This is a genomic window from Paenibacillus sp. FSL H7-0940, from assembly GCF_037979415.1.
Lineage (GTDB): Bacteria > Bacillota > Bacilli > Paenibacillales > Paenibacillaceae > Paenibacillus > Paenibacillus amylolyticus.
This window is the reverse complement of sequence record NZ_CP150280.1, coordinates 2,302,436-2,320,982: the sequence shown is the minus strand read 5'-3', so window position 1 is coordinate 2,320,982 and position 18,547 is coordinate 2,302,436. Positions and strand designations below refer to the sequence as shown.

Genomic DNA, 18,547 nt, shown 5'->3' with positions numbered 1-18,547 from the left:
TTCTTCTTCCTGCGTTTTTTTGTGGTTATTATCTAAACGATAAACAAACCGATTCGGCAATCCACCTTTAGGCCGTGTGGATTTTTTGTCTTCTATAAGCATTGGGACTCGATCCGGCATACGCTTTGAACTTTTTATAGAACCAATCAATATCCTTATAACCTACCTCAATAGCAATCTCATATATTCGCAGATTCGTGGAAGACAACAACTGCTGTGCCTTTTCCATACGTTGCTGGAGCATATAATCATTGAAAGACATCTTCTCTTCCAGCTTGAACTTCTGTCCAAGGTACGCACAGTTAAAATGAAGCATGTCAGAGATCTTCTTCAGCGTGATTTCATCACTCAGATGATCCCGTACATAGGCCTTAACGATACGAATAACATGACTGGAGTGCATGGGTTTACCGTTCATTTGAACGGGTGTTTTGAAGAACGACGACGTTTTGTGTGCCGGGTCGGTTTCAAGGTGGGATCTAAGTCCATGCAGACTGTTAAGTAAAGAAGAAGGACTAACAGGATACGGGAGATAATCATTTACCTGATACGTCAGGGCTTTGCGTACAAACCTGAAGTGATCTCTTCCACCCATCAGGAGGATAGGTATCTGACTTTTTTTTCGAATGTCATTGCATAACCAGAGCCCCGCGGTATCAAACCTCTCTGTATGTACCATAACAAGGGAAAAGTCTCGTTCTGACAATGCGGTCAAAGCCTCGGCCGATGAGAACACACAATTTGCGATAGTATATTGAGCTTTGCTCCGTAGCAACATCTGTTGCAACTCTCCGCACAAACGACGGCTGAAATCCACAAGTAAAATATCATACATGAAGCAATACCTCACCTTCTGCTGAATTGTAATGCGCTAGATTAACTGAAATTTGACTTAATTTCATTATGGTAATAAAAGAAAGCGCATACAATGTGCATATTTTTGTAGACAGTGCATTTCTTTACCAATTAAAACCTATAATGCACTTTGCTCGTGCAAAATTACGCAAATCTATATTCAGTCCGGGTAAACATCTGTATTTCGGCAGGTTGTTTGCGCTTTCATTTGAACGATACACTGTGATAGCAAACGACAATCAGGGGGGAAGACGATGAGAAAACACAAGTTCATGCTACTGAGCCTGGCATTTGCGGTCTTGTTGGTGATTGCTGCATGCAGTTCTGCACCTACCGCTCAACCCGAGCCGGAAAAGACAACACCACAGGAGGAACAAAAACCCGCGGAAACCGAGCCAAAGAATGAAAACTCCACGCCAGAAATGGACTTTGACATGGGTGGCAGAACGATCAAGGTTGTTGCTTGGTGGGACATGGAAATACAGGGGAACAACCCGGACAACATTCAACGTCTTGAGAATCTCGAAGCGCTGAAGAAAAAACACAACTTTAATATTGAATATGTTTCCATCGATTTTGGTGAATATCAGGAAAAAGTAGTTGCTTCCCTGATGGCCGGTGAACCGCTTGGCGATCTGGTGAGACTGGGCAAAAACTATGCCATTCCGGCATTGACCAAACAGGATCTGTTATGGCCGGTGGATGATTATATTAAAAACGACAAGGTATTCAACCAGAAAACAACCAAGGAATACATGCAGTATGAAGGCAAAGGTTACGGCTTTACCGAGGACCAGTCCTCGTTTATCAACGGGATTTTCTATAATCGCACACTCATGCAAGAGCTCGGCTTGAAGCCACTTCAGGAGTATGTGGATGCCGATGAATGGAACTGGGATACGTTTATCAGCGTTGCCAAGCAAGCGAACAAAGATCGAAACAATGATGGCAAGCTAGACACTTGGGGACTCGCTCAAACGGGCTTGCTGGAACCGATTCTGTATTCCAACGAGGCTTCTCTGACCAAAGAAGATAAGCAGAACCTGGAAGATCCAAAAACAAAAGAAGCGTTGAACTTCCTGTCCAAACTGGCTACCGAGAAGGTCGGCAGAGCTTCTGAGGGCGGCGATTGGACAGAGCCATCCACGTTCTTCCGTCAAGGCAACACCTTGATGTATTCAGGTGCCATGTACGAAGTTGAAGGTATTATGACGGATATGAAGGACTACGATATTGGTTTTGTACCGTTTCCAAAAGGTCCAAGTGCAACAGCGTATCACTCCGGTGAGTCACGTTACCAAGCTATAACAATTCCAAAAGCGGTAGAGAATCCGGAACAACTGATGTACATCTGGGAGAAAATTAATGAGATCGAATCGATCTATGAGTATCCGGGACAATCCACACTGGAGACACATCTGACCGATGAAGCAGATATCAACAACGCCAGAGAGGTTGCGGAAGGTATGTTGGTTCTCGACCATAACACATTCCCGTCCTTGCCGTTCTGGGATTTTGATGGGGAACTCAAAGAAGGGGTATCCGTATCTACGCTGATCGAGAAATACAAGGCTCCTTTTCAGGCTGCGATTGATGAGGTTTACAAATAAGTATCACGTTACACGGGCAGAACGCACCAATGAAGGTGCGGTCTGTCCGGGTTAGTCAATCGTTCAGTTCTCTCAACGCTTACAGGAAAGGGGATACATTCAAACATGCGGTCACGTAAGAAAAAGGGACTAATCCTGGTGCTTGTCTTGGCCTTGGTGCTCTCCATATGGACACTATATCCATCGCGGGATCGTAATCCGGGAACGGTACATGCGCTTGAGGACTTTGAGGCGGTATCGGGAACCGAGGATTCATTCAGTTATGAGCATTATCTGACTGCTCATGACAATACGGCCAAACCGGATGAAATTGTACGCATCGAAGGCGAATCTTATGTTCAGGCAGAGGATGGGGAATTTGAGGTTGTGCAAGGGTACGCCGGATTAGACGGAAATGCCGTAATTACGCCGGAAACTGGAACCATTCGCTGGGATGTTCCCGTTCAAGTGAGCGGTTTGTACAACATTCGCATTCACTATTATCCCGTAGAAGGCAAAAGCTCCGGGATCGAACGCAGGCTTGAGCTTAATGGTAAGGTCCCGTTCAGAGGGGCTGATATTCTTCTGTTTGACAGGGTATGGGGGAATCGCGAGGATAACGTCCGGCAGGACGATCGTGGCAACGAGCTTAGACCAAGACAAGTGGAACAGCCCGAATGGCAACTGACTTCCTTCAAGGACAGCGCAGGGTACTTTGAGGAACCGTTTCAGTTTTATTTTGAAAAAGGCAGTCAGAAGTTATCGCTCACTTCATTAAGAGAAAGCATGGCGATCGATTATATTGAGCTATATCAAGAAAGCGAAGTTCCTTCCTATGCAGAGTTGGAGCAGACCTATGCCTCACTCGGCTTGAAACAATCGGCTCCTGTCATGCTGAAAGTTCAGGGGGAGGAAGCTGTTAGCAAATCATCTCCTACACTGGCACCAATCTCGGACCGATCAAGTCCTTCACTCGAGCCTTATAATGTATCGAAAATTCGGATGAACGCCATCGGGGGCATTAACTGGAAACTGCCGGGCGAATGGATTGAATGGGAAATTGACGTGCCTGAAGACGGACTGTATCAACTGGCGCTTAAGGTGAAACAGGATCAATTGCGTGGCATCTATGCCACCCGCAGTCTGACGATTAACGGCGAAGTTCCGTTTAAGGAACTGAAACGCATTCGATTTAACTACAGCCCGGCTTGGCAAACTCAGGTGTTGGGTTCGGGAGAGGATCAGCCATATCAGTTTCATCTTGAAAAAGGGAAAAACCGAATCCGAATGACAGTTACACTTGGCGACATCGCTCCGCTGCTGCGGACCGTGGAATCAAGCGTGTTGGAACTGAATGAGATGTATCGCAAAATATTAATGATTACCTCCAACAGTCCAGACCCACTGCGGGATTACCAGCTGGAACGGCGTATTCCGGAGATGATGGAGGTGTTTGAACGACAAGCTGACACCTTGCGTTCCGTTGCAGATTACCTGGAAAAGGCCACCGGTGAGCAAAGTGACAAAGTGGCCGTACTTCACGCCATGGTACTGCAGCTTGAAGATATGGCGGCCAGACCAGAGACGGTTCCCAAACGGCTGGATACGTTCAAAATTAACGTAGGTGGTCTCGGCACATGGATTCTATCGGTACGTGAACAGCCGATTACGTTGGATTACCTTGTCGTATCTCCGCCGGGTGAATCGTTGCCAAAAGCGGAAGCAAGCACCGTCCAGCAGGTGAAGCACGAACTGGGTGCATATGTTGCCTCGTATACCGAAGATTACGACAGCATTGGTAACGTGGAACAAAAGAAGGATGCCATCACCGTATGGATCACAACCGGACGAGATCAGGCCCAAGTACTGAAAGGCATGATCGACGATTCGTTTACCCCGGATACGGATGTGTCCGTGCAGTTACGTCTCGTTCCGCCTAATATTTTGCTGCCCGCAACACTCTCGGGGGAAGGACCGGATGTAGCCATGCAGATGGGCGAAGACATTCCGGTGAACTATGCGATGAGGAATGCAACAGCGGATCTGAGCCAGTTCCCCGATTTCGAGGAAATTTCGGGCAGGTTCCGTGAAAGCGGATTGACGCCTTACCGCTACAACGACGGGGTATATGCCCTTCCGGAGCAGCAGCATTTTCCAATGCTCTTTTACCGCAAAGATATTCTGAATGAACTGGGCCTCGAGCCGCCAAAAACGTGGCAAGACGTATATAACGCCATCGCCGTGCTGCAGAAGCATAACATGGAGTTTTATCTGCCTATAGAGGATACGCTGAACAATGCCAACCTGGTTCCGAATTCAACCTTTGCGATGTTGTTATATCAGAATGACGGAACGTTCTACACCGAAGACCAGAAGAAAAGTGCACTGGATTCGGAGATTTCAATGGACGCGTTCAAACGTTGGACGCAATTTTATACCAATTACAAGTTTCCGCTCAAAGCCGATTTTCCGAACCGGTTCCGTACAGGGGAAATGCCGATCGGGATTGCTGATTACACCACGTATAACATGCTGACGGTTATGGCTCCGGAAATCCGCAATCTCTGGGACTTTACGATTGTTCCGGGTACACAGCTTCCAGATGGGTCCATACGGCATGAAGTGGCCAGCGCTACGAGCGCGGTGATGATGCTCGAAAATGCCGACAACAAGGAAGCGGCGTGGAAGTTCATGAAGTGGTGGACTGATGATCAGACCCAGATTGAATACGGGAGAGAAATGGAAGGTCTTATGGGAGCGGCTGCCCGTTACCCAACGGCCAATATCGAAGCCTTGAAGCAATTGCCTTGGCCTGTGAAGGATTATCAAAATCTCGAGAAACAATGGGAATGGGTACAGGGAATCCCGCAGCTTCCTGGAGGTTATTTCACGGGACGACATCTGGACAACGCCTTCCGTAAGGTGGTCAATGCAAATGAAAATCCGCGTGAAGCCTTATCAGACTATGTATTGTACATTGATGATGAAATTGAGTTGAAACGCAAGGAATTTAATCTGAAATAGAGGAAAGGGAGGGTAACGGTTGCAAGCTAAAACTACCAAGACAGCCGCCGCTCCTGCCGTCCATACCCGCCAGGTCGGCTGGTGGTCCCTATTGAAGCGGGATCTGTATCTCAGCAGGCATTATTATGTATTGATGGCACCGTTTATGCTGATTTTTTTCATGTTTACTGTGATTCCGGTCGGCATTTCACTTGGGCTCAGCTTTTTTCACTTCAATATGCTGGAGCTGCCGCGATTTGTCGGCTGGCAGAACTATTCCCGGCTTTTCCTGAACGATGACGTATTTCTGATCGCGCTCAAAAACACGCTGCTTTTTGCCGTAATTACAGGCCCTCTCAGTTATATAGCCTGCTTTTTGTTTGCGTGGATCATCAATGAGCTGTCTCCTAAAATTCGGGCGGTCATGACGCTGGTTTTCTATGCCCCATCCATATCGGGCAACGTCTTTTTCATCTGGCTGATCATCTTCTCGGGTGACAGCTACGGGTATATGAACGGCTTCCTGATGCGCCTTGGCGTCGTACTGGAACCGATCCAATGGCTCGCAGACGAGAAGTATGTACTGGCAATCGTCATTATTGTACAGCTGTGGCTGAGCCTGGGAACCAGCTTCCTGGCCTTTATTGCAGGACTGCAAACCATTGATCGTTCTCTGGTTGAAGCAGGAACCGTAGACGGGATCAAAAACCGCTGGCAGGAGCTCTGGTACATCACCTTGCCTTCGATGAGACCGCAGCTGATGTTTGGTGCGGTAATGCAGATTACCGCTTCCTTCGCCGTAGCTGAGATCTCCATCGCACTGGCAGGTTTCCCGAGCGTAAACTATGCGGCACACACAGTTGTCACACATCTGATGGACTTCGGAACCATTCGTTTCGAGATGGGCTATGCCTCGGCCATCGCAACGGTTCTGTTTGCCCTGATGCTGGGTACAAACGTTTTCACGCAAAAAATGCTTAGAAAGATAGGTGAATGACGATGACCAGCAAAGTACGTGCCGTGTTTGGCATGCCAAAAAGGCTTAATCGGTCATTTACCGTCAGCCTGATGTTATTTGCATTGCTGGGCGTCTTCGGCTCCTTTATGGTGCTTCCGCTCATCTATGCTGTCAACAATGCATTCAAGCCGTTGGATGAGCTGTTTATTTTCCCGCCGCGCTTCTGGGTGAACAATCCGACAACGGAGAATTTTGCCGATCTGATCAACCTCATGGGCAATTCGTGGGTGCCGTTATCCCGCTATATTGCCAACACATTGCTCATTACGATACTTGGCACAGCGGGGCATATCCTGCTTGCATCTGCAGCAGCTTATCCGCTGGCGAAATATCGTTTTCCGGGTTCCAAAGTGTTGTTCACCATTGTCATTCTGTCCCTGATGTTCTCGCCGCATGTTACGGCGATTCCGAACTACATGGTCATGTCCTGGCTTGGCTGGATTAACACTCATGCGTCCATTATTGTGCCATCACTTGCGTTCTCACTGGGACTTTTCCTGATGAAACAGTTCATGGAGCAGATTCCCGATGCTTTGCTGGAGGCAGCCAAAATCGACGGAGCCAATGAATACCGGATATTCTGGAGCATCGTGATGCCCAATGTGAAGCCGGCATGGCTCACGCTCATGATCCTGCAGTTTCCAGCGTTATGGGGAACGGATGGCGGGAGTTTCATTTACAGTGAAAATCTCAAAACGCTGCATTATGCGCTCAGTCAGATTGTGCAGGGAGGGATTGCAAGAGCTGGTGTAGGTGCGGCTGTTGCTTTGCTGCTGATGATCGTACCGATCACTCTGTTTATCATCTCTCAGAGCAGTGTTATGCAGACGATGGCCACTTCGGGCATGAAAGAGTAGAAAGGAGGCAGCGAGGTGCGGAGAAGCACATGGAAAAAACGTAAATCGATCATCATGGGCATGATCTGCCTCCTGTTGTTCGTTCAAGAGGCGCCCTACGTGAATGCAGACGGTAAAACGGATGCGTATCATTATTCCTTCTGGGGTGACGCAGTTCCTTCACCGGCGGCATATGAGGCAACAACCATTATCACCGGCAAGAAGCTGAACACAACTCCTATGAAAGAGCCAAGTGACATGCATGTTACCGCCAATCAGCACGTCTTTGTGCTCGATTCGGGCAATGGCCGCATCATTGAGATGGATCGCAACTTCAAGCTGGTACGGACGATTGATTCATTTGAGCAGGAAGGCAAGGAAGATCATTTTAAAAATCCACAGGGATTGTACGTCACGGAAAAAGGCCATCTGCTGGTCGCTGATTCGGATAATCACCGGGTGGTGCATCTGGATGAACAGGGGAAGCTGGTCAAGATCGTGTCTGAACCAAAATCGGATCTGTTAAAAGCAGACTTCCAGTTTAAACCGATGCGGATTGTTATGGACAAAGGGGAGCGTATCTACGTCATGGCCGAAGGCGTATTTGATGGATTCATGGAGTTCAGCGCCGATGGTACGTTCTCTTCCTTCATTGGAGCGAACAGAGTTCAGGTGGACCCGGTGGAGTATCTGTGGAAACGGTTTGCAACACGGGAGCAGCGGAGCCAGATGGTGATGTTCACTCCAACGGAATTTACCAATCTGGATATGGATGAAGAGGGCTTCATCTACGCCACTAGCGGGGATCGCGGCAAAGATCCGGTCAAGAAGCTGAATGCCCAGGGTACAGACATTTTGCGCAGAGAAGGCTATCAGACTCCGCAGGGTGATTTGCTGTATACCCAAGAAGCAGGGCCATCCCGCCTGATTGATGTGGATGTGGGTGACAGTGACATGTATTCTGTACTGGATTCCAGCAAGGGCCGAATCTTTACCTACAATGGAGACGGATATCTGCTCCATATTTATGGGGGCATCGGGAACCGGCTGGGCCAGTTTAATACACCTGTTGCCCTGGAACGTGCGGGAGACCGGATGTTAGTTCTGGATAAAGCGCTGGGTGAAATCACCGTCTTTCAAACAACTGAATACGGACGTACACTCCACGAAGCGGTGCGCAGCTACTATAACGGTGATGAAGATCAATCTTCGGTGCTGTTTGCCCAAGCTGCCGAGATGAACGCTAACTTGGAATATGCGTATGCGGGAATTGGCAAAGCATTGCTTCGTCAGAAGGAATACGCCGAGTCTGCGAAATATTTCAAGCGCAGCATGGAGCCCAAAGGATATTCCAAAGCTTTTCTTTTGTACCGCAAAGAGCTGATGCGTGAGCATTTTTCATGGATGATGTCCGGTATATTCCTGGCTGTCGCTGCGATTGTCACCGTCATCATCGTTCGCAGGCAGAAAAGGAGGACTACGAATGCAGGCATCAAGTAAGGAACTATACCAGTACCCGCTGCATCTGATTTTTCATCCGTTTGACGGATACTGGGAATTGAAGTATGAACGGAACCAGAGAAACTCACTGCTGATTGCTTTCATGATCCTGGTGCTTCTGGTCATCACCAAAATTTTGCATGCCCAGTACAGCGGTTTTCTCATTAATCTCAGTAATCCAAAGTACCTGAACAGTCTGCTCGAAATGTTATATGTCATTATACCGGTACTGTTTTGGTGTGTGGCTAACTGGTCGTTAACCACATTGATGGACGGGGAAGGCAAGTTCTCCGAGATTTTCATGTCAACGTGCTTTGCACTGGTACCGTTGTTACTCATTCATTTTCCATGGATCTGGCTGAGTCTTGTGATCTCTGCGCAGGAAACTGCCTTTTATTATTTCTCCAATGCACTTGCCATTGCGTGGACGGTATATCTGTTATTTGTAGGGAATATGACGGTTCATCAGTACACACCAGCCAAAACGGTGCTCACGATGTTGCTGACACTTGTGGCGATGGCGTTTATGGCATTTCTGTGCCTGTTATTCTTCAGTCTTGTACAGCAGATTGTATCGTTTGTCGTAACCATCTATCAGGAATTAGTGCTTCGGGGCTAAGGGAGGAGGAAATTGTTATGAATTATACCGTAGCCAAAAAAATAACAGGAATGCTGCTCGCGGGCAGTCTGCTTCTGGGCGGTTGTCAATTCTCGCCAACACCGCTCGCTCACGAGACAGTGACTGCCGCAGATTCGACGGACTTTCCCTCCCTGCCTCCCGGAGAGAAACTGAAATCATCGTTGAGCGATGTCCGCCTTCCCGGCATGGTAGGCATTGCGCAGAATGCTGCGCTGCAATTGTTCATTAACGAAGAGACTGCCGAGATTGCAGTGATTCACACGCAGAGCGGCCAGATCTGGCGCAGCAATCCTGCAGATCGTGAGCAGGATGGGGTTGCAGCCGGGATAAACAAAGACCTATTGTCATCACAAACGAAGCTCAGCTTCTTCAACAGCCTCGGACAGAGCAGCACCGTGAATTCCTTCACGGATAGTGTTGCACACAAGCAGATAAGCTACGAGGTGCTGCCAAGCGGCGTGCGGGTCCACTACCAGTTTGGAAGCACTGAGCGATCCATAGAAGACTTGCCGATGAAGATCAGCAAGGAGCGATTTGAACAAAGGCTGCTTGCACAGCTAGACAAGGCCGGGCAACGGGCCTTGAAGGTCGGCTATGCGGAAGACAAGGATGAAGGCGCTTACGTCCGGATTGATAAGGCGATGCAAGGATTGCAATTGTCCCGGGCCTTGAAGGCTTTTGACACAGCCGGTTACACATCGGAGGATCTGGCTCAGGATCATGCCGAGTTTGGCATTGAAGAGGAACGAAGTGGACCACGGCTGTTTATGCTTACGATGGAATATGAGCTGGATGAAGAGGATCTGCTTGTACGTGTTCCGTCCTCAGGCATTCATTTTCCGGAGGAATATCCGATCAACAGCATATCTGTAATGGATTACTTCGGGGCTGGGGGTTCAGAAGAAGAGGGCTCCATACTGGTTCCGGACGGTTCGGGAGCGCTGATCCATTTTAACAATGGCAAGCTGCAGTATCCTGCCTATCAACAAGATATATATGGACCGGATATGACCATGAAACTACGGGAAGCAAGTTCGAATGAAGCCAGAGCTAGGTTGCCGGTATTTGGACTGATTCGGAAAGAGGGAGCTTTTCTGGGCATTATTGAAGAAGGGGATGCCGTTGCAGTTGTGAATGCCGATATCAGCGGCAAGCTGAACAGCTACAACAACGTATATCCCAGCTTCTATGTGGTGAACAAGAGCGATGTGACCCTTCAGGCAAGTGATATGGTTCGTACACTTCCGAAATTCCAGAAGAAACCGACCGCGTCTGATTTCGTCGTTCGATATGCTTTTGTCGGGGCGGATAAGGCCTCGTACTCGGGGCTTGCATCACTCTATCGGGATTATCTGGTGCAAAACGGCGGACTTCCCGAGTTAAACGCCAGCAAAGAGCAGAGTAACGTTCCCTTTTATCTGCAACTGTTCGGCGGCATGACAACAAGGCAGCATATGCTGGGCATACCGTATGATTCAACGGAGGCTTTGACCACGTTTGATGAAGCCAAAAACATTCTCTCCGCCTTGACGGAGAAGAAGGTATCCAATATTCAGGTGCGCTATGCGGGATGGCTTAACGGCGGACTTCATCATCGACTGCCGGATTCCATCCAAGTAGATGGCGCGGTAGGCGGGAAAAAGGGATTGCGGGATTTCAGCGCATACACACAAGAAGCGGGCATCGGCTTCTATCCCGATATCGCTCTGCTGAATGTGCAATCCAAAAAAGGGTTTAAACCGTCCAAGGAAGCTTCACGCACATTAACTCAGGAACCGGCGGTCTTGTATCCGATGAACCAGGCCATCCAGCGGCGGGACCGGGATCGTTCACCATCCTATGTGCTTTCGCCCAACATGCTGGAGGACGTGACGGCAGACATGTTAGATGAGCTGAGGTCCCTTCAAAAGGATGGACTCTCACTAAGCCTGAATGATCTGGCAGCTCAGTTAAACAGCGATATGAATCCGAAAAAGCTGGTGGACCGAACACAAGCGCTTGGCTCCGTAAAGAAGGCACTTGAACAAATCGGGCAGCAGGCTGGCTCGCTTGTTGCTGAAGGCGGGAACGCTTATGCCCTGCCGTATGTAACTGGTCTGACAGATGCGCCGATGACCAGCAGTCGTTTCAAGCTGGAGGATGAAGAGATTCCGTTCTATCAGCTCGTTGTACACGGCAGCATCGGTTATACGGGGACGCCATACAATCTCTCCACATATACCAATGCAAGGCAATATGTGCTGAAGCTGATTGAATATGGAGCGAGTCCTTACTTTGCATGGTTCAATGCGCCAAACCATGTTGTGAAAGAAACGGATTATGATGATCTCTACGCGGCGAATTATGAACAATGGATCGATCTGGCTGCCGAGATCTACAACGAGGTGAACCAGGTGAACCAACCGTTTGCCGGACGTTCCATGATGTCCCATGAATCCCTGGAGGAGGGCGTCTTCCGGACAACATATGAAGGTGGCGGGTTCGTAATTGTCAATTATAACGACTTCCCTGTAGAAGTTGACAACGATACAGTGGAAGCCCAAAGCTATGTGACTGGTGGTGAGCAGCTCTGAAGACGCTCCTGAAATGGAAATGGGGAAGTCGTACGTATGCTCAGCAGAAAGCCATGTGGGGCGTAATCTACGTGCTTCCCTGGCTCATTGGTTTTGTGTTGTTTTTCTTCATTCCGCTGTTAGCCTCTCTGCGATACAGCATGAGTACAATTCAGGCTAACGCGGAAGGCATAGCAATTCAGTTCAACGGTGTTGCCAATTATATTCAGGCGCTGACCGTCAATACAAGCTTTAACCGTGCGTTAATTGAGGCGATCACAGACGTGCTCATCAACGTACCGCTTATCGTTATATTCAGTCTGTTCCTTGCCGTCATCCTGAATCAGAAGTTCAGGGGCCGGGCTGTAGCGCGGTCGATCTTTTTCCTGCCCGTTATTCTGGCATCGGGAGTGATTATGACACTGGAGAGCACCAGCCTGATTGAAGCGGTTAATCAGAGCAGCACAGGTGGAAGCTCACTCGGGACATTTGAACTCGAAAATCTGATGGTTAACGCCGGAGTGAGCGATTGGATCGTCACGTATCTGAGTAGCGCCGTAGATCGGATCTATCAGATCGTCAGTCAATCCGGTGTACAGATTTTGATCTTTTTGGCAGGGATCCAGACGATTTCCCCTCAACTGTATGAGGCTTCGAAGATGGAAGGGGCAACGGGTTATGAAGCCTTTTGGAAAATTACGTTCCCAATGGTCAGCCCGCTTATTTTTGTCAATGCGATCTATACAATCATTGATTCGTTTGCCAATAACGCCATGACGGAACTGATCCGGGATACCGGCTTCGTCAAATTTGACTTTGGATTAAGTTCTGCCATGGCATGGGTCTACTTTCTGGCCATTGCCATCATTCTGGTTATCGTAAACATCATTTTCTCGAAGCGAGTCTTCTATCAAGATTAGAAAGGAGGGTGTCCCACGTGACAACATCACGATTATTATCGCTGGAGCATTGGAAAGGCTGGCTGTGGGCCATGATCCGATTCGTTCTGATTACCGGGCTTTCCTTCGTTATCCTGTTTCCCATATTTCAGAAGGTTTCCACATCCATCAAAGCTAAAGGTGATCTGTATTCGGCAGTGGTGGTGTGGATTCCACAGAACTTCTCCATCGACAATTTCAAAGAGGCGATACGCGTAATGGATTACTGGGCAACGCTGTTTAATACGTTTGCCCTGTCTGCAACGACTACACTGCTGACTACAGCATCCTGTGCACTTGCAGGATACGGATTCGCCAGACTGAAATTCAGGGGAAGCAACTGGCTGTTTGCTGGTGTAATTCTGACGATTCTTGTACCGCCAACGACCATTCTCATTCCGGTATACCTGAATCTGAAAAGCTTTGATCTCATGGGGCTTATGACGCTTATAGCCGGCAAACCTGTTAATTTGCTTAATACCTATTGGCCGTTTATTCTGACGGCGATTACGGCCAATTCACTTAAGGCCGGCTTGTACATCTTTATCTTCCGGCAATTCTTCAGAGGTATTCCGAAGGAAGTGGAGGAGGCGGCCTATGTGGACGGCGCGGGCATCGGACGAACATTTTCAAGAATCATGCTGCCCAATGCCATTCCGTCCATGGTAACAGTCATGCTGTTTTCCTTCGTATGGCAGTGGAACGACAGCTTTTATACGACGACTTATCTGACTTCAAGTAAAGTCATGTCGACTCAGTTATCGTCCCTTCCGTATAATCTGGCCCAGCAGGTTACTGACGGTGCAGCTTCCCAGGCCGATCCGTTCTATTTGAGCATGATCCAGGATACAGGAATTCTTCTTGCCATTCTGCCTTTGATCATCATCTATTTGTTTGTGCAACGATATTTCGTAGAGAGTGTAGAGCGTACGGGAATCGTCGGTTAAGTTAAGTTCTTCTGTACGTTTGGAGTGGGATCAGACTGGAAGAGGGAGGAGGAACTTCATGCAACATTCCATCTGTGAAAAGGGGGCATGTAACGATCTCATGAACGTCTGCTCACAGCAGAACCGCGATCCTTCCCTGCGCAGGATCCCCCTGCTGGTGTGGAACGGGTTGCGGGAGCGGGCGCCGACCCTGAGCGATCTGTTTGATCAGAGATACTCTGACGGAACTTACCTCGCATTATTGCAAGGCAATATATCAGATCAGGAGGAATTAAAGTGAAGAAGTTCATGACATCTTGTAAACTTGTACTCATTCTGGCTTTATTGATCACAATTGCTCCATGGGGAGGCAGCCGTGCCGAAGCATGGGTGGGCATGCCGATGGGCAAGCTGCACGTAAACGGCAAAAACCTGGTGAACAGCAACAACCAGCCTGTGCTACTGAACGGTTGGCATCAACCCTCAGGTGCCTACTGGACATATCAGGACAGCAATTATTATCTCAATCTGCACGGCAATAACCGTCATGCAGCTACACTGGCTTATCTGAAAGACATTACCGATACTTTTGCTGACACCAGCGCGAAGTACGGAAGCAATCATGGCTGGAATATGAATCAGGTACGTCTGTTCATCGATCGTCAGGACATGGGAGATGTGGCTGCTGGTACATATAACTTTGCCGGTGTGCAGACCGTTACGCAAAATGTAATTATTCCGTACATTCAATATGCCAAAACAAAAGGTGTCTATGTTGTCCTGGGACTGGACTTCACACTGAAGGATGATCAGGCAACAACACCTGCCAACCTGCAAAAATTCAACGAAATCTGGGGTTATCTCGCTTCACGCCCGGAGATCAAAAGTGCAGACAACGTTCACTTCGAACTGATCAACGAACCGGTGAAATCCTATGCCAATGGACATTGGGGTGGATACAACGGGGAAAATGACTTTGTGGATCACTGGAATGACTTGCGTAATTTCCAAAATTCCATGATTTCAACAATTCGTAGCAAAGGTGCGGACAACGTCATCTGGGCGGCAGGTCTGGGATACAACCAATTTTACAGCTTGACGGCAAGCCATCCATTGACTGATCCGCTCAATAACTATGGATATGCGGTTCACTGGTACCCTGGTTATGGCGCATATGACAACTTCTCTATCCTGCAAGACCAGTGGAATACCAACGTGAAGGCAGCTGCTGACAAATATCCGATTAATATTACCGAGGTAACCTGGTTCAAAAACAAACCTGGCGATTCGGCCTATTGGAACTTGTTTAATGGTAGCAATGAAGGTTTTGGCACCAATACCAAAACGATTTTCAACGCATCAGGTAATGTCAGCATTGCAGCTCATATGAACGGATTCATTCTAAGTGAAGGACCACGAAGCTCCTTTGCCGACCCAACGGCTGGACTGAAATGGGATGGAGATGCTTCACGGAGTGCCATGGGACGATTCCTGTTCAACTGGTACCATGAACGTGCTCAGACTTACCCGGGCAGTGGACAAGGCGGCGGACCGACAACGGGTCTTGTATCCGGTGCAACTTATAAAATCGTAGCCCGGCATTCCAACAAAGTTGTTGATGTTCCTGGTGGTCAAAATGAAAATAATCTTCAGCTCCAGCAGTGGAGTGATCTGGGCGGTAACCCTCAGAAGTGGGTTCTGACCTCGATCGGCAGCGGCAACTATACACTGACAAGTGTGAACTCGCCGGACAAAGTCATCGACATTCGCAACGGTACCCTCACCAATGGGGAAGCGGTTCAACTCATGAGCAATCTGAACACAACCGCTCAGCATTTTAAGGTCAACGATCTTGGTAACGGGTACTGGAGTATCATCAACGTGAACAGCAATAAAGCGATTGAAGTAGCAAACGCTTCCACTTCGGATGGAGCCTTGCTGCAGCAGAACACCTACACAGGTGCTACAAACCAACAATGGAAATTTGTTGCCGTTAGCAATTAATAAGCACAACATTAAACAAAAACCTCCCCAAGTCATTCCATGTCTTGGGGAGGTTTTTTGCGTTTATTTTTGATACTTTGTGATGGATGTCATGCGAAGGTAAAATACAACTATATTTGTGCGCTAACCCGCAGACCAACAATTATTTTCATGCAAGCATTGTACGCTACAGTATGTAAATGTACCATAAGGAAGAAGTTGTACCTTCACCAGGAAGAAATGCCCGGTGTATCATTGAACAGCTACCTTAACACAGAGAAATGTAAGCGCTCGATAAAAAAGGGAGGGTACATATGCAGCTCCTATGGTCCAAATTTTCACCCGTGTTCCGCCGATTCCTCATTTCGTATCTTGTCATTCTGATGATTCCTCAAATTGCGGGATATGCCTCTTACCGAGCTTCTATTGAAGCGGCCCGTTCCAGTTCCATTGAAAACAGCTTGAAGTCGCTGAGTCTCGGGAAAGAGATCATTGAGCGTAACCTTCTTCAAGTTGAAGCCTTTACCAGGCAGCTTGCCGTCAATCCCGATTTGCAAAATTTAATTGCTGGGCCAAAGCCGCATGATCTCTACAATGTCTACGGTATGAACCGTATGCAGCGGAGCCTCTCCATGTACAGCAGTACCAATGATTACTTGTCCCATTTCTTCATTCACATTCCAAACTACAATGCCATCATCACACCAAGAACTGTGTATTATCGTCCAGAACATTATTATGCTGCCAATCAGCTGGACGGTATGTCGTTTGAACAATGGCATGACCAAATTCTCAAACAACCACACTTTAATGAAATCATACCGCTTCGAAACTATAAACGTGAAATACTCGGCACTGTGCTTGCAGACGTTCCCGCCATTACGTTTCTGCAATCTCTGCCTTTGAACAGCTTCAACAAACCGCAAGCGACGATTGGTGTCATGATTGATCAGGATCAGATGGCCAGCCTTACTCAACATATTGTGGATCAATATGGCGGCTGGACTCTCGTCACCGATGCGGAAGGACAGATCATTTTCTCCCATGGCATTGAACAAGCCGAAGCCGAGCAAATGGCACAGAGTCGCCAGAGAGAAGGTAACGCTGCGGAAACGGAGCTGAACGTGCAGAATGTACAGCCTGGAAGTGATGGTCGGCTGCTGATATCGATACAGTCCAGTCAAAATGGATGGAATTACATGGCAGGGATTCCGGAGAAAGCACTCATGACAAAAGCGGACCAAATCAAACAAGTCACGCTGGTCTTTACTTTGGCAACCATTGCCTTGGGACTGTTATTCGGGCTGGTTCTGGCCTATCGGAATAGTGCACCCGTTTACAGATTGTTGGCCTCTTTTAGGGAACAAATCACCGATTCTCCAGGCAGACAGGGCAATGAATATGATTTTTTGGCAAGCCATATTAACAATCTCATTGCCAATAATGACTCACTTAAAAACGCCATGAATGAGCAGATTCCGTTATTGAGAGACGGTTTTATCAAACGTTTGTTAACGGGAGAAGTCTATACCTCACTTGAGTTGGAGGTTATCTCATCCCAGGCGCACATTTCTCTTCATAGCAGCAAGGGCTTGGCAGGCTTAGTTAAGGTAAACGGATATGCCAATCCGGACAGTGAAGAAACGATCCATGAACTGGGTGTGGCAAGGCTGCTCATCAAACAGGTACTTACAGAGTGGGATGCGCAGCTGCTGATCACGGATTGGGGAACAGACCAGATCGCTTTTGCCTGTCCATTGGATGAGAACTCACTGAATGAAGCTATAGGGAGATGTGAAAAAGAGCTGGACACCTTGATGGAAGTGATCTACCGGGAGCATCGGATATCCACAACAATTGGCACAGGTGCAGCTTACGAGGTCTGGAATGATGCAGGGCGTTCCTTTGACGAAGCCAAACAAGCTCTGGATTATGCCATTCATATGGGAACAGATCATCTGGTGAGATTTGAAGATACGATGAAGGAAAATGAAATGTTCTATTATCCGATTGAGTCTGAACAGCGCCTGCTGAACACAATCAAAGTCGGGGAGCCTGAAGAGGCGGTACGTATTCTGGAGCAATTGTTTCTTCGTAATTTAGAGGAGCGGGAACTGTCCTACGAGATGACACAGCAGTTCATCATGGAGCTGAAGGGGACTTTTCTGAAGCTGGACGAACCCAAATTCAAGTTGGATGCCTCCCTGCTGGAGGAATATAAAACCCGGGTGACATCCATTCAGATGACAGAAACGATTACTTCGCTGCGTGCAAAGTTCAAACGGTTAACGGAAGACATCTGCGGTGATTTCCAGAGAAGAAGAGCAGGAGCACATGCGGATACTGTAAGCGAAATGATTTGTTTTATCCAACAACATTATGGGGATGCAAACTTGACGATCTATCGGATTGCAGAGCACATGAGCAAGTCCGAGAAGTTTATATCCCAACTATTCAAAGAACATACGGGAGAGAATCTTTCCGATTATGTAGAACGGGTACGCATCGATGCTGCCTCGAACTTGTTGCACTCCACCGGTCAGACCATTGACGAGATAGCGGAGGCCACCGGGTATAATAGTGCACATTCATTCCGCCGAGCTTTCAAGCGGGTACGCGGCATTTCTCCGAGTGTATTTCGGAAAATGGACGTTCATAGCGGTTAATGTAGGCTGTTTCTCGGGAACTATATTCGCTATTTGTACTT

General features: G+C 48.0%; 13 protein-coding genes. 12 read left to right on the top strand and 1 reads right to left on the bottom strand.

The window, feature by feature from the left end; translation table 11 throughout:
- Window positions 1–67: 67 nt before the first annotated feature.
- Entirely contained in the window at window positions 68–835 is a 768-nt protein-coding gene (locus tag MHB71_RS10175) for a helix-turn-helix domain-containing protein (protein ID WP_047842955.1), read from the bottom strand.
- A gap of 274 nt (window positions 836–1,109) precedes the next feature.
- Here MHB71_RS10175 and MHB71_RS10170 point away from each other — a divergent pair, with 274 nt between their 5' ends.
- The 12 genes from MHB71_RS10170 to MHB71_RS10115 all read left to right on the top strand — a co-directional run bounded on the left by MHB71_RS10170 (window position 1,110) and on the right by MHB71_RS10115 (window position 18,506).
- On the top strand, window positions 1,110–2,465 hold the full coding sequence (locus MHB71_RS10170; RefSeq protein WP_340029483.1) for an extracellular solute-binding protein: 1,356 nt from the start codon (window positions 1,110–1,112) through the stop codon (window positions 2,463–2,465).
- A 105-nt stretch (window positions 2,466–2,570) separates the two neighbouring features.
- Complete coding sequence (locus MHB71_RS10165; protein WP_340029481.1) at window positions 2,571–5,468, top strand: extracellular solute-binding protein; 2,898 nt, start codon at window positions 2,571–2,573, stop codon at window positions 5,466–5,468.
- 19 nt (window positions 5,469–5,487) lie between these two features.
- Entirely contained in the window at window positions 5,488–6,444 is a 957-nt protein-coding gene (locus MHB71_RS10160; protein ID WP_036615906.1) for a sugar ABC transporter permease, read from the top strand.
- A gap of 2 nt (window positions 6,445–6,446) precedes the next feature.
- A complete protein-coding gene (locus MHB71_RS10155) occupies window positions 6,447–7,322 on the top strand; it encodes a carbohydrate ABC transporter permease (RefSeq protein WP_026081082.1) in 876 nt (291 codons plus the stop codon).
- A gap of 15 nt (window positions 7,323–7,337) precedes the next feature.
- The gene (locus tag MHB71_RS10150; RefSeq protein ID WP_036670947.1) at window positions 7,338–8,801 is read left to right on the top strand and encodes an NHL repeat-containing protein; all 1,464 of its coding nucleotides are present in this window, start codon (window positions 7,338–7,340) and stop codon (window positions 8,799–8,801) included.
- On the top strand, window positions 8,785–9,420 hold the full coding sequence (locus tag MHB71_RS10145; protein WP_340029480.1) for a YIP1 family protein: 636 nt from the start codon (window positions 8,785–8,787) through the stop codon (window positions 9,418–9,420). Before MHB71_RS10150 ends, MHB71_RS10145 begins: the two co-directional genes overlap by 17 nt.
- Before the next feature lie 17 nt (window positions 9,421–9,437).
- Window positions 9,438–12,014, top strand: coding sequence for a DUF5696 domain-containing protein (locus tag MHB71_RS10140; RefSeq protein ID WP_340029479.1), 2,577 nt, complete (start codon window positions 9,438–9,440; stop codon window positions 12,012–12,014).
- Window positions 12,015–12,067: 53 nt separating this feature from the next.
- Window positions 12,068–12,913, top strand: coding sequence for a sugar ABC transporter permease (locus MHB71_RS10135; RefSeq protein ID WP_082219083.1), 846 nt, complete (start codon window positions 12,068–12,070; stop codon window positions 12,911–12,913).
- A gap of 17 nt (window positions 12,914–12,930) precedes the next feature.
- Window positions 12,931–13,878 carry a carbohydrate ABC transporter permease gene (locus MHB71_RS10130; protein WP_036615897.1) on the top strand — a complete coding sequence of 316 codons (948 nt, stop codon included), beginning with the start codon at window positions 12,931–12,933 and terminating at the stop codon, window positions 13,876–13,878.
- Between the two features lie 58 nt (window positions 13,879–13,936).
- Window positions 13,937–14,158 carry a hypothetical protein gene (locus MHB71_RS10125; RefSeq protein ID WP_076253039.1) on the top strand — a complete coding sequence of 74 codons (222 nt, stop codon included), beginning with the start codon at window positions 13,937–13,939 and terminating at the stop codon, window positions 14,156–14,158.
- On the top strand, window positions 14,155–15,861 hold the full coding sequence (locus tag MHB71_RS10120) for an RICIN domain-containing protein (RefSeq protein ID WP_047842959.1): 1,707 nt from the start codon (window positions 14,155–14,157) through the stop codon (window positions 15,859–15,861). Before MHB71_RS10125 ends, MHB71_RS10120 begins: the two co-directional genes overlap by 4 nt.
- A gap of 293 nt (window positions 15,862–16,154) precedes the next feature.
- Window positions 16,155–18,506, top strand: coding sequence for a helix-turn-helix domain-containing protein (locus MHB71_RS10115; RefSeq protein WP_340029478.1), 2,352 nt, complete (start codon window positions 16,155–16,157; stop codon window positions 18,504–18,506).
- Window positions 18,507–18,547 lie beyond the last annotated feature (41 nt).